The organism is Gordonia amarae NBRC 15530 (assembly GCF_000241345.1).
Lineage (GTDB): Bacteria > Actinomycetota > Actinomycetes > Mycobacteriales > Mycobacteriaceae > Gordonia > Gordonia amarae.
Map to the genome: position 1 here is coordinate 102,971 of NZ_BAED01000050.1, position 13,420 is coordinate 116,390.

At 63.4% G+C, this 13,420-nt stretch carries 10 protein-coding genes; 5 read left to right on the top strand and 5 right to left on the bottom strand.

The features are described from left to right. Position 1: 1 nt before the first annotated feature. A complete protein-coding gene (locus tag GOAMR_RS14395; RefSeq protein WP_005189124.1) occupies positions 2–406 on the bottom strand; it encodes a cupin domain-containing protein in 405 nt (134 codons plus the stop codon). A 140-nt stretch (positions 407–546) separates the two neighbouring features. After that, positions 547–2,049, bottom strand: a complete 1,503-nt coding sequence (locus GOAMR_RS14400) for a flavin-containing monooxygenase (protein WP_005189126.1) — start codon at positions 2,047–2,049, stop codon at positions 547–549. A 124-nt stretch (positions 2,050–2,173) separates the two neighbouring features. On the opposite strand from GOAMR_RS14400, the gene GOAMR_RS14405 reads away from it, so the two are divergent. The 3 genes from GOAMR_RS14405 (at position 2,174) to GOAMR_RS14410 (ending at position 4,712) form a co-directional block, all read left to right on the top strand. Continuing rightward, positions 2,174–3,391, top strand: a complete 1,218-nt coding sequence (locus GOAMR_RS14405; RefSeq protein WP_005189128.1) for a PucR family transcriptional regulator — start codon at positions 2,174–2,176, stop codon at positions 3,389–3,391. Between the two features lie 438 nt (positions 3,392–3,829). After that, complete coding sequence (locus GOAMR_RS24845) at positions 3,830–4,171, top strand: hypothetical protein (RefSeq protein ID WP_005189131.1); 342 nt, start codon at positions 3,830–3,832, stop codon at positions 4,169–4,171. 76 nt (positions 4,172–4,247) lie between these two features. Further along, the gene (locus GOAMR_RS14410; protein WP_005189134.1) at positions 4,248–4,712 is read left to right on the top strand and encodes a hypothetical protein; all 465 of its coding nucleotides are present in this window, start codon (positions 4,248–4,250) and stop codon (positions 4,710–4,712) included. 19 nt (positions 4,713–4,731) lie between these two features. On the opposite strand, the gene GOAMR_RS14415 is transcribed toward GOAMR_RS14410, so the two are convergent. Further along, positions 4,732–6,384 carry a nuclease-related domain-containing DEAD/DEAH box helicase gene (locus tag GOAMR_RS14415; RefSeq protein WP_005189135.1) on the bottom strand — a complete coding sequence of 551 codons (1,653 nt, stop codon included), beginning with the start codon at positions 6,382–6,384 and terminating at the stop codon, positions 4,732–4,734. A 61-nt stretch (positions 6,385–6,445) separates the two neighbouring features. On the opposite strand from GOAMR_RS14415, the gene GOAMR_RS14420 reads away from it, so the two are divergent. Both GOAMR_RS14420 and GOAMR_RS14425 read left to right on the top strand, forming a co-directional pair. Beyond that, a complete protein-coding gene (locus GOAMR_RS14420) occupies positions 6,446–7,516 on the top strand; it encodes an HNH endonuclease (protein WP_005189137.1) in 1,071 nt (356 codons plus the stop codon). Between the two features lie 443 nt (positions 7,517–7,959). Next, complete coding sequence (locus GOAMR_RS14425) at positions 7,960–10,245, top strand: TPR repeat domain-containing protein (RefSeq protein WP_005189140.1); 2,286 nt, start codon at positions 7,960–7,962, stop codon at positions 10,243–10,245. Between the two features lie 856 nt (positions 10,246–11,101). Here GOAMR_RS14425 and GOAMR_RS14430 read toward each other — a convergent pair. Together GOAMR_RS14430 and GOAMR_RS14435 are read right to left on the bottom strand one after the other, a co-directional pair. Beyond that, a complete protein-coding gene (locus tag GOAMR_RS14430) occupies positions 11,102–11,905 on the bottom strand; it encodes an alpha/beta fold hydrolase (RefSeq protein ID WP_005189141.1) in 804 nt (267 codons plus the stop codon). A gap of 295 nt (positions 11,906–12,200) precedes the next feature. Next, positions 12,201–13,388 (bottom strand): DNA cytosine methyltransferase, encoded by a 1,188-nt coding sequence (locus tag GOAMR_RS14435; RefSeq protein WP_005189143.1) that lies wholly within the window; start codon positions 13,386–13,388, stop codon positions 12,201–12,203. Positions 13,389–13,420 lie beyond the last annotated feature (32 nt).

The following is a 13,420-nucleotide window of genomic DNA, read 5'->3' on the forward strand; positions in this document are numbered from 1 at the left end:
ATCAGAGCAGGGTGGCGTCGCGGTGGCCGCAGTAGTACGCCAGCGCCCGATCGGGGGTGCTGAAGTAGATCTTGGAGCCCTTCGGGAAGAAGATGGCGTCCTTGGCCTTGGCGACGATCTTCTGGCCGGTTTCCTTGTTCTCCAGCAGGAACTCGCCCTCGAGCACGATCTTCATCTCGTCGTACTGGTACTCGTAGTACAGCGGGGCGTCGGTGTGGTTGAGCTCGAAGTAGCCGCTGCACATCACGCTGCCGTCGGGGTTCTCGTAGACGTCGCCGATGTAGCCGTCGGTGCCCGGGTACTCCTCCTCGGGCATCTTGGGCAGGTTCTCGTAGGCGCCGCTGGTGACCCGGAACGGGAGCGCTTCGGTCGGTGTCGTTTCAGACTGGGTCGCTTCGATGGTCATGGCAATCTCCTTGGATGTTTCGCCTGGGGGACCGAGTAACGAGAGGAAACTCTGTCATCCACTATGAAACAGTGGGAGTATTGCCGGAATGTGACGCCGGTGTTGACAATCGCGTCATACACCGGCGTCACCGAGTGAGGTCAGCTCGCCTGAGCCACCGCTTCCTTCCCCTGCGACACCGCCGGGACGGGACGGCCGTACCGCAACGCCGGATCGTCGAAGGCGTTCTTCTTCAGCACCCGGCGGTCGTGGTAGTAGCTCATCGACATCCGCCACGGACCCGACTCACCCTGCCTCGGCAGTCGGCTCGCGGCGCGCTGCACATACCCGGCGCCGAAGTCGATGGCCGGCAGCGTCGGCATCGACGGGTCGGCGACCGGCCGCACCGACGTGAGGCCGCGCTCGTCCATATGTCCGATGAGCCGGCACAGGTAGTCGCAGATGAGTCCCACCTTGAGCGTCCACGACGAGTTGGTGTAGCCGAACGAGAGCACGAAGTTGGGGATGCCGCTGAGCATCGCGCCCTTGTAGATCACCGAATCCGACAGGATGACCGGCGTGCCGTCGACGGACAGGTCGATGCCGTCGAGGAGGCTCAGGTTGAGGCCGGTCGCGGTGACGATGATGTCGGCGGGCAGTTCGGTTCCGCTCGTGAGCTTGATCCCGGTCTCGGTGAACGTCTCGATGTGGTCGGTCACCACCGAGGCGCTGCCGTCGGACAGCGCGGTGTAGAGGTCGCCGTCGGGCACCACGCACAGCCGCTGGTCCCACGGATCGTAGGGCGGGTTGAAGTGGGTGTCGACGGGGAAGTCCTTGGGCAGCCGGCTCTTGTTGACCGCGCGGATGATGCGGCGGGCGGTCTTGGGGAACCGCATGCAGCCTTCGTAGAGGGCGCGCTGGCGGGCGATGTTCTTGGCCCGGCCCACCCGGTAGGCGACGCTGTCGCCGAAGGCCGACCGCAGCGCGTTGACCATCGTGTCCTCGCGGCCGAGCGGCACCACATAGGTGGGGGTGCGCTGCAGCATCGTCACGTGGGCGGCGGACTTGGCCATCGACGGCACCAGGGTGACCGCGGTGGCACCGCTGCCGATCACCACGACGCGCTTACCGGCGTAGTCGAGATCCGCGGGCCACTGCTGCGGATGCACGATGGTGCCGGTGAAGCGTTCCTCGCCGGGGAACTCGGGCCGGTGACCCGCGCTGTACTTGTAGTAGCCCGCCCCGGAGAACACCCACGACGCCGCGACCGTGCTGCGCTCACCGGTGTCGATGCGCTCGATCTCGACGAGCCAGCGGCAGCTTTCCGACGACCAGTTCGCGGCGACGACTCGCTGCCCGTACCGGATACGGTCGGCGAAACCGTACTCGTCGACGGTCTCGTGCAGGTAGGCCAGGATGCGGTCGGCGTCGGCGATGGCCTGGGTGTCGCGCCACGGCTTGAAGTCGTAGGCGAAGGTCAGCAGGTCACTGTCGGACCGGATGCCCGGATACCGGAACAGATCCCACGTGCCGCCGGCGCTCTCCCGCGATTCGATGATGGTGAACGACTTACCCGGCAACTTCCTGGTCAGCTGCGCTGCGGCGCCGATCCCGGAGATTCCGGCGCCGATGATCAGAACGTCGACGGTGTCTGGCTGCGACATGGTTGTTCCTCACTCCCCTGGTGCCGGTGATCCCGGCGACTGATACCAGTGTCGGCGAGTCGGGACTCCGATCACAGGGCCATTTCGCACCCTGATCACAGGGCCAGAGGTGCATACTGCACACATGCAGGAGTCCTGGCCACTACCGTCACCGCAGGTCCGCGAACTGATTCGCCGAGCCTCGGAGCAGGCCATCAATCCCGACCCCGAATGGATCGAAACGCTGCAGACCGCCGCGCTCGGCGGCGAACGGATGGCCGAGGTGGCCGCCGACCCGCTGCTTGCCGACGGCATCCGGCACATCAACTGGACCAACACCATGAACTGGGTCGGATCCAATCTCGCCCGTCCCGGCGAGCCCGTTCCCGTCCACCTGTCCGCGGAGATCACCGGAGCGGTCCGCGACCTGGTGCGCCGCGGACTCGACGAGACCTCGCTCGACGCTTTCCGCACGGCGCACGGCGTCGCGTGGCGGCTGTGGATGGATATCTGCTTCGGCCTCACCGGCGACGTCGACGACCTGCGCGAGCTCCTCGACGTGAGCTCACTGTCGATCTCCGCGTTCATCGAGGACACCGTCGACGCGATGAACACACTGATGCGGGCCGAACGCGCCGAACGGGCCCGCGACATCGCGAGCCGGCGCGGCGAGGCCATCGCCCTCGTGCTCGAAGGTGCGCCGATACCGGTGCAGCGGGCCGAGGCACAGCTCGGTTACCGGCTGTCCGGGCAGCGGCACCTGGCCCTCGTGGTGTGGAGCACCGCACCCGGCAACTCCGCCGACCTCGAATCGGTGATCGACGACATCACCCGCGGCTGCGGCCGGGACCGGCCGCTGGCGATGATGGCCAGCGCGTCGTCGTGGTGGATGTGGCTCCCGGCCGCGCCGGAGCCGTTCGCACCACCCGCGCTCGACGGCCGCCCGGGCGTCCGGATCGCCGCGGGCAGGAGCGCACCCGGCGTCGACGGCTTCCGCGAGAGCCACTTCCAGGCCACGGCCACGCAACGCCTGATGGCTGACGCCGCATCCGGGGACCGGCGCTTCGCACGGTACGACGAGGTACGGCTCGTCGCGATGCTCATCGGCGATCCGGCCGCGGCGCAGGCCTACCTGACCGACACCCTGGGCGACCTCCGGGACGCGGACACCGAGCTCGTCGACACCCTGCGGACCTGGATCCGATTGCAGTGCAACATGTCCCATACCGCCGAAGCCATGTTTACGCACCGCAACACGGTGGTCCGCAGAATCGCCCGGGCCGAGGCGCTCCTGCCGCGCCCGCTCGACACCTGCATGGTCGATCTCGCGGCCTGCCTGGAGCTGCTGAGCTGGCGGCGGTAGCGTGCCACATTCTGCGCATACTCCAAAAGCCACATTCATGGTGTTGAATGATCCTTCGTGAATTAGATTCCTCGCTTTATTCTGGCAAATAGTGAAGCCCCCAGAATTGGTGGGAATGCATAATTACAGACCAGGTTGCAACGAATTGCGCAACGTTCATGCATTCTTACCGCAGCGTAAGTTATCCATGCTGATGAACTCAAAGTCGCAGGTAGGCCCGCTGCACCGCAGCCCCTCACCGGCCGTCAATCCTCTGATCGAGCCAATCATCGGTCTAATTTCTGCTAACTGATACATCACGGAGAGAGATATTCACCGTATTCCTGCGATTCACCCCCGAATTAAACGAAACGCGGTCTAGTCTGTAAAAATCGAGCCATTGGGGAGCCTCGTAACACCGGCTCTACCGCAGGAGGTTGACCTTTCGAAGGGAGTCGCATGTCCGCGCCTAATAGCTCCACGGACAGCCCGGTGCAGTCCGGCAGTTCTGTACGTTCGTACCCACCCGTCTCCCATCTCGGCGACCCCGTCCTGGCCGAAGCGATGCGAAGTTCTACCGAAACGCCCAGTACTGAAACCACATTCACAGGCGAGGCCGCGGCCGTGGGTCCCGCCTCGCATTTCCTGCGACTGGTCACCCTCGTCGACGACGGGGACTCCCTGACACGGGACGGCGACACCAAGGCCCAGGTTCTCGACGAGCTCGAATCGATCATCGAGGTGCAGCAGGAGACCCTCGCCCGCCTGGAGTGCCTGTACCAGACCATTCGCGAGCTGTGAGACACTGAACCCCGGTCGAATACCCGTTCGACCCCAAGGGTTGATCAAGTGTTTATCAGACCGCTAATATGTTCGTATGGTCGCCACCGAAACCTTCACCGAACTCCTGCGCCGCCCCCGTGACGTCGTCGCCAAGACCGACGACGGCCCCGTCCACATCACCCGCCGCGACGCCGACGACCTCATCCTCATGCGCGCCGACGACCTCGACCAGCAGGAACGGGGAATCGCGGCGGCCTCCGGACTGCTACGCGCCACGCTGCGCTCCGACGGCAACCTGACCACGGCCTTCGACTCCCTGTACCCCTGGTTCGCACTCCTGTCACCCGCCGAACAGAAGGCATGCGTCGACGACGTGTCCAAGCACCTGTGGAGCGCCGCGGACCTCGGCACCTACGGGGCGCTGCTGCGCCGGGTGACCGGCTGGCGCACCACGGCCGAGGGGTATGCCGCCGGCGCGACCGCCCCCGCCGACATCCAGTGGAGCTCGGAGGCGGTTGCCGAGGCCACCACCACACGCCCTCGGCGCGCCCGCAAGTAGGGGCGCCCACGGGCGGCGGCTACAGGCCGAGCCGCTTCGCGACGTCGGGTCCGCCGACCTCGCGGACGAACTCGGGATCACCGCACACCACGAGCTGGTCGCGGGCCCGTGAAAGCCCCACGTACAGGCGCTCTTTGGAACGATCTCGCGGTTTGGTCTCATTGAGGGCGAGCACGACGACGCGACGTTCGAGTCCTTTGAAGCCGAGGACGTGCCCGTAGAACACCTGCTCGTCGTCCCAGAAGGTGCCCCAGTACGCGGTCGGCCCCTCTTGCTGCCGGGCCACCTGTTCGTAGTGCCGGCTGCCGGTGGTGAGCAGCGCGATGTCCTCGGGCCGCCAGCCCTCGTCCATCAGCGTGTCCACCTCGTCGTCCGCGCGCTCTAGTGCCTCGGCGGGGCTGCACGGGAGGAACCGCACCTCGGGTCCGTCGCCGCCTTTGAGCTGCATCCGTTGTCCCACAAGGGGGCTGAAGGTGGTGGCGATCTGCCGGGTGTTGCGCATGTTCTGGTCCAGCACCAGCGGCACGAGGTCGACCGGCGGGTCGCCGTGCCGGTCGAACACGCGTTGCGCCTCGTCACTGAAGACGTAGACACCGCCTTCGTCGGGGTCACGCAGGCAGGCGAGGACGGGCCGCCACCAGTCGTCGGCGAAGTCCTGCGCCTCATCGATCACGACGGCGTCGAACCGGCGTCCCCAGTCGAGCTGTTCGGCGAGTTCAGCCATCTGCGCGGGCAGTTCATGTTCCCAAAAGTGTTGTGATTCATCAGATCTGAGATTTTCATCGGGACCTTCGGCGGCACCCCACCCGACACCCAGCCGATGAAACTCACCGACGTAGGCGGGACGCTCCTTGTATTTCCAGGTACCGGTGAGCCGGGTCAGGTACGACGCGAGGCCATGCGAATAGCAGATGAGCGCGACCCGCTTGCCGGCCTTGGTGAGCCGGCGCGACTGCTCCACCGCCAAGTACGTCTTGCCGCTGCCGGCGCCGCCCCGGATCTCGACCCGGTTGAGTAATCCGATCGCGCCGAGCAGCACGCTCTGCTGCTGGGTGAGCAGTTCGGCCGCCGACTCGTTCTCCATTGCCTGCGCCACCACATCCCGTTGAGACAGGCTGCGGCCGTTGAGGATCGAGGTGAGTTGCTCGATGCCGATGGGGCCGAGGAACGGCAGGTCGCCTTCCTTCTTGTGCGACACCCTCCGGATGAGTGGGAACAGGTCCGCCAGCTGGGTGCGGTCGACGACCTTCCAGCGCGGGCAGTCGGGAGCCGAGAAGCTGCCGGGCAGTTCCGAATGCGGCAGCGCCACCACGTGGTCCCACCGCAACCGGCCCAGCGTCCACTCCGGACGGTTCTCCACATACTCGCGCAGCGCGTAGCAGGCGTCGCGGGACTGCGCGACCGGATTGATCACCTTCGGCGGTTCTCCGGTCCGCCCCTGGAACCAGTCGACGCCGTCGTGCCACACCTCCCCGCCCTTGACCTCGACGCACACGATGCCCGCACCGTTGATCGCCACCAGAATGTCGACCTCGTGGTCCTTCTGATGGTCGGTGACCCGCTGCCCGAAGATCATCACATCCTCGTCGAGCAGCTGGTCACGCAGAAGGTTCCACACCTGCTGCTCCGCGCTGCTGGCAAACCGCGGTGTCTCGGGATACATCTGCGGCAACGGTCGACCTCCCTCTCGTCTCCCTGCACTCTCCCACACCCCGACCGCCTACACTCCTCCCATGCCACCACCCAGCGACGACCCCCTCACCCTGGGCCAACGCCTGGTGGCGGTCCTGGAGGGCGGCCAGCGCGTGGCCACCTACAAACTCGCGGTGATGGTCGCTCTCCTCGACCTCGCCGTCGAGAACGTCCCCGAGGATCCGGACGCCCCGGTGTCCATCAACCTCGACACCCTCGCCGATCGCGTGATGGAAGGCTACTGGCGCCAGCTCCGCCCCCTCGACGGCCACGACCTGCGCCAGTCCAACGACGGCCGCGGTGTCGTCTTCACCCAGATCACCCGCCTGCGCGAGGCCGTCACATCGCCCCGTTCCCGCGAGGTCCCCCTGGACACCGCAGCCCTCCTCGCCCCGGATGTCTACGCCGACGCACGGCTGACAATCAAGAAGAACCTGGTCCGCTACCCGCTCAAGCTCCTGCAACGCGTCGGCAGCGGCTCCTACGACTGCTTCCTCTACGACGACAGCTGGCTGGGCACCGACTCAACTCGCGTTATCGACGCCCACGGCAACAGCATCGAACTGTTCCCCGGCGTCTGCCACACCCTCGCCCGCCTCGCCCCGCTGGTGAAGCCGGCCTTCCAACTCGCCTGGGTCGAGGACGTCCGACGCATGAACAAGAACCTCCTCGACGACGGCCCCGACCTGGCCCACCACCTGTTCGGTTCCGACCGGATCTCCCTGACCCGCCCCGGTATCGCCCTGGCCGACACCTTCGGCAACGCCTGCTTCTACTGCGACACCACACTCAGGTCCGGCCGCCACGTGGACCACGTCCTCCCCTGGTCCCGGGTGGGTATCGACGGCCTCACGAACCTCGTACTCTCCTGTCCAGCCTGCAATTCCAGCAAGTCCGATATCCTCCCCGCCACCGACCTGGTGACCCGGGCCCTGGACCGCGGCCGCACCACTCTCGACGATCTCGCCGAATCCATCAACTGGCCAAGCCAATTCGACAGGGTCCGGTCCGCCGCCCACGGCCTCTACCTGACCCAACCACCAACCACCCCAGTCTGGCTGGGCGCCAAGTCGATCTCCCCACTGGGCACCGTCGACATCGTGTGGCGATAGCGTCGAACCCTATCCACAGCTGATCAACCTCGGAGGTTTCTTCCGGCGGATCCGGTGTGCTACTCGTTGTGGGTCATTCCGGTTCGGGTTCCGGATATCGAGGGGGTTCTGATGACACGAGTTGATCCGTCGTCACTGCGCACGGCGGCAAAGCTGATCGGCGATTCGCCGACGGCGGGGTCGGTGCCCACGATGAGTACACCGGGTTCGGACCCGAACCACGGTGGTGCAGGCGCGGTTCGAGATGGAGCTTCGGGGATTTCGGGGACGGAGACCGCATCTGCGCTGCAGACTGCGGCCGATTCGTGTGAAACGGCATACAACGTGGTGGGCGGACGCCTGAGCGCCTGGGTCTCTGTTCTGACGACAGCCGCCGACACCTACTCCGGAACCGATGATCAAGCATCGAAACGCGTAGCAGCACTGGGTGATTTCAACGGATCATGGGCGGCGCCGAAGGGCCGACACCGGTGACCGTACCAACGCGATCTCAGATAAACGGCTTCCAGCTGGAAAAGTTGGCGACAGCCTCGGAACGGATCACCGCCCTCGGTCGACAGATCAAGTCCGATGGTGTGCGTGTCAGAGACGCGATCACCGAACTGGCCTGGGATGGCGACGGAGCCAACGCGGCGGAGCTTCGGGCAGAAGACGAGTACCACGAGTTTCGGCGCGCTGCAATCGAACTAGAGGATATGAGTGAGTCGGTATCGTCGGGCCTATCGTGGCTGTCGGACACATCGAATTCGTTGAAGCTTCGTGTAGTCAGTTGTCAGCTTCAGAAGTTCGATGTCAACGACGACTGGGTGGTCATCGACAAGTTCGATTACGCATCCGCCGACGCCACGGACGAGTCCACGGAGGACACGGCGTTGCGAGAGCAGCGCGCCGAGATCGCCAAGACGGAAACCGTGCTGCTGCAGCAACTGGCACAGACATTCAGCGACCAGGACACCGACTTCGCAGCAGCAGTTCTCAAACACAGTGAAGCGTTGGAGCGGCTGACGCCCGTGTCATCGGCGATCGGGGGTGGTATCGGCGATCGGATCGGCGACGAGCTCGCCGCAGGCGAAACCCTGACCGAGTGGGAACAAAAGATCCTCAACGTTGCGACCACCCATCTCAACTTCGAGACGACGACCGATCTGAGTCTCGGCCGGCCAACCACTATCCCGCAGGGTCACTTCGACTTCCTCCGCGAGATCAGCCGCGACCTCGACGGACTGACAATGAAGGAGATCCTCGCGCTCAGCGACGGACAAACGCCCAGAACCCGGACCAATCTGGCGAGCGCGGTCGAACTGATCGGTTGTCCCGGCCTGCGAACGGAGTCGGGCGACCAGGGTGGTGTGGCTCAGGTCCCCGACGGTATCCGCAGCCTGCTGACATCGGACCTGACCACCTCCACCGGAGGCATGTTTCCCGACAAGGACGGAATATCTCATGAGTACACCGTGATTGACCGGTTGGACGAGGTTCGGGACCTGACCACTTTCATAGCCGCGGGTAGTCCGAATCTGCAGGGTTCGGATATCAACCGTGGTATGGCCAAACAGATCTCCGAAATCAGCAGGGCAACAAGCCAGACCGGCAGGGCGATGGGCAATGGCCTGCGGTTGGAGCCGGACGAACTCAACAACCTCATGTCGCACACATTGGAGATCGCGGGTCAAGATAAGATAGCCGCCCGAGACTTCATCACCGGTAAGGACATGAACGTCACCTGCGACAACGGCGGCCGGTACGTGGCAAACGACCACCTGGAAGGTTTGACACAGCATCGCTGGGGTACACGGACTGCCGGCCTGGAAAAAATGTTCAGCTGGATAGGTGACGACGCGGGCGCCACAACGCCATTCGCGAAGGAACTCACCCGCGACGCGGCCACCTCTCTGGGCAACTACCTCGGCTCCGAGGAGTACCTCGACACCAATAAGAAACTGGGTATCAACACCCCCGGGCTTGCCCAGATCTTCGCGAACGCTGTCCATCCCTACCTGGGCAGTTACGTCGGCGCAGAAGGCTTGGCAGGCATTCCCGATCGAGGTGTCGACGACCTGAGCACGGATCAACTCAAGCGTGTGTTCCAGTCTCTGAACACAGATCCGGAGGCGGCGGCCACCATGAACACCGAAGCTGCCAAGTGGCAGAACCTGATGGCCTACCATTACGGCGCCGACCCCGACGCACCGTTGGCGACCCGGTCGGGGATGCTGAACCAGGCGATGACGGAGGGCAGCAAACAAGCGGTCGAAGTGATATCCGATGAGCAGAAGAGCGTGTACGAACGGAAGAAGTTGACCTACCTGGCGATCAAAGACGTTGGCTGGCTGTTTCCCCAAACTGCGATCTTTGAACCGGCCCTCCAACAACCCGTGACAGATTGGGTAATCGGCAAGGAGCCGACCCAAGCGGACGCCACCAACGACCATACCAACCCAGATAAAATTCGTTCCCTGAATGACCCGTCCGCACACAATTACTCCATCCTGAAAGGATATTCTGAGAAGCCCGGGAACGAGTGGGTGCGCCGTGAGCATCCCAACTTGTTTGATCAGGATGGACTGAGCTGGGAGAAGATTCATTCCAACCAGCGCCTTGAGAATGATTTCGACAGAGCAGCCTCCGAGATGGAGAAAAGAGGTGGTCCCGAGCTGTCAGACTGGTTGCAAGGATACGACAAAGGCGTGAAGGCAACGGAGTCGCACGGCGCGGATGGTGTGAAATGAGGACCAGTCAAATTCGTCACAGATCTCTGGCGAGAGCAGCAAATTACCTGGCAGCAGCCGTGGTCGTGCTAGCAGCGGCACCCGGATGCAGCAATGAAGCACCTCCCTATGACGCTACGGACCCGCGGACACAGAGGACGGCGGACGACTATCCGATGGTGTGGATCGAGAATCCAGCATTGGATTTGACAAGTTCAGATGGAACTTTCATCCGGGGCTTCCTCGAGTCCTGGCTCCTAAGTGTCAGAATCGGCAAGAAGGGCAACTTTCCCGGTTTCAGCACCGCATATGGGGAATCTCTAACAATCAGCTTGAACTATGGCCCCTTCTACAGCGAGCCTTTTGTCAGCTACCTATGGCCGGCACCTTATACTGATCTCTCGTCACTTGAAGAGCGATCGGAGCCGGCATCGAGACCTGTTGGAGTGGCCGTGGTATGCATGACGACCGATCCGCTAGAGAATCAAGGGTATGAATTTTCATTCACCTACGAACGCAGCGGCCGGCTACCCGTTTCCCATCAGGCAGGGCCTCGTTCGACTCCTCGCTCCAAGATATTCGGCGACTGGAAACTGATCGAGCTGCTATCCCCCAGCAAGGAGCGACAGAAGCGGTGCGAAAGCCTTCCGAGACCCTTCCCATTCAATGTCCGAAAATCAACACCAGGCTGGCCTGCATAGCCACCTGACGGTGCCAGGGGACGATCCCGGCGTTTGCCCGGGCACCTATCCTGAGTGCTGATCGTGGGCGTCATTACCGAAGTACATCAGCTCCCAGATCGCGGGTTCTGTTGTCTCATAAAACATTTCGATGTTCTTTCAATGTATGAGGGTGACGCAACCGCAGACCGCCGCACTCACCCCCGAGAACGCAGAAACTCCAGCGCCGCAACCACAGTCGCATCAGTAGGAATATGCGACTCCCCCGCCACCGCCTCGAACACGACATCGGGCACCAACCGACTGATCATCTGCGCGGTGGCGAACGGAACCATGTCATCGTCGACCGCATGCCACATACGGACGGGCGCCACGATAGCGGCGAAGTCGAACCCCCAGGGCCGCTGCTGCAACCACGCTTCCCGACCGGGCCCGTACCCGTCGTTGGCGAGCGACGCGATCACACCGGGTATGAACGGACTGTCCGCCGGCGCGGTCTCCAACGACTGCTTCAACGAGTTGTTCCAGAACTCCCGAACCGCATCAAGCCCGGAGGTACGAAAGAACTCGAACGCCCGCCGAGATTCCTCCCCGTACTCGGCAACGACGGCCGGATCATTCACCAACCCGATCCCACTGGTGATAGCGACACCGGTGACCCGCCCCGGATCCAGCGCAGCCAGCGCGTACGAGTACGGCGCCCCGGCCGACACTCCCCACACCCCGTACCGCCCGACCCCCAACTCGTCGAGCAACGGCGTCACCAGCCGATGCCAGTCGGCAACACTCTCCATACCGGCGGGCGCCGACGACCCATACCCCGGCCGCGCCACCCCGATCAGCTCGATCCCCCGCGCCGCCGCAGCCTCCGTAGCCCGCGGCGCGGTCGCCGACCCGGCCACCAGCCCGTGATGGACCACCACCGGCAACCCACCGACCGCCCCCACCCGCTGATACTCCAGACCTGCGAAGACCTGCGGATTGTCGGCGTCGGCAGTCATCGGGAGCCTCCGATCAGAGCGGCAAGTTAGCCCACCTAACCCAGGATCAGATCAGATCGCTACGGCGAAGCCCACCACTGCCCTTGCACCCAACCCGAAGCAGCCGCGATGCTACGCGGGTTTAGCCTTCGCAAAACAAACCCTAACTGACACAAGGCGTTGCACCTGTCACGCCACGGGGAACCCACCCACATCTACATCACAAGAGCCGCGTAACTGGCGCTACGCACTATTCTCAACGACGCATGATTCCCCGCTTCATTACCTCGGAAGAATCATGCTGCGCCCACACTCTTTACATGGAAGCTTTCACAGAACTATCGTGTGTACCGTCGAACGCATCGATGAGTGAACGTCCTATGGCCGCCCCGAGTGGGATCGGTACTGCGTTGCCGATTTGGCGGGCGATCTCTTCGCGCGTCCCCACCCAACAATAGTCCTCCGGGAAGCCTTGAATGAGCGCGGCCTCGTAGTGCGTGATGACGCGGTCCTCCTCCGGATGGATGTAGCGGCCCTTTTCTGGCTTGAAGAATTCGGTGCGGATCGTGACAGACGGCTTTTCCCACGTCAGCCGCCCCATTACGTCACCACTCCCCCTGTTATGCTTGAGCCAGCAGGGCGCTTTGAGATGGTCGGGAAGCTCCCACCGACTTCCACCGTTCGGAGATATCGCCTTGAACCTGTCAAGGGACAGCTTCCTATAGGTACGCCCGAAATGGAGCTCGCGCGTTGTGAATACGCCCGGAAATTCATCTCCCAAATATTCGATGGTTCCTGATGGAATTCCGATTCGATCGACTGTGATAGGCACAGTAGCGAGCGCCTCCGCAAGGGTTCGGTGGCGACCGGAATGCGTCGCGTTAGGTAGTCCCGGAGCCGGAAGATCCTTGTGGTGCCCAATTACGATCACCCGCTTACGCGCCTGAACTGCTCCGTAGTCCGCAGCGTTGAGGATGTCGACGTCGATCGAATAGTCCTTGAGCATCCCCTCCTGCAACTCTGTTTGAAAGACGATCCACTGATCAGACTTGAGAAAGGCTGGAACATTCTCCAACACGAAGTATTTCGGCGTGGCTTTCTCAACGGTCTGCGCATACAGGCGCCAGAGTTCATTCCGGTGCGCTCCGACGCCGGCGCGGTTGAGTGTCGAGAAACCTTGGCACGGCGGTCCTCCGATGACCACATCGACGTCCGGGACTTTGTCCTCCGCGAGCCAGCTCTCTATCGCACCCGCGTATGCAGGTCCGCCTTCCACCTTTCGTCCGCTGAGCTGTCCACCGTGATTGACTGTGTAGGTGGCAGCAGCAGCAGGCTCCCACTCCACGGCCCGCACGGTCTCGAACCGACTGCCGGCGGTGGTGTTCAGTCCCTCGGACAACCCGCCGGCACCGGCGAACAGGTCCAACGTCCTAATCTTCGCCGGCCCGTCTTGCAGCGTTGCCGACAAGAGCCCGGAGTCGGACAATGGCGTAGAGGTCGGCATTGAGTGAGCGTAGCCGGCGATAGGAGGTCACT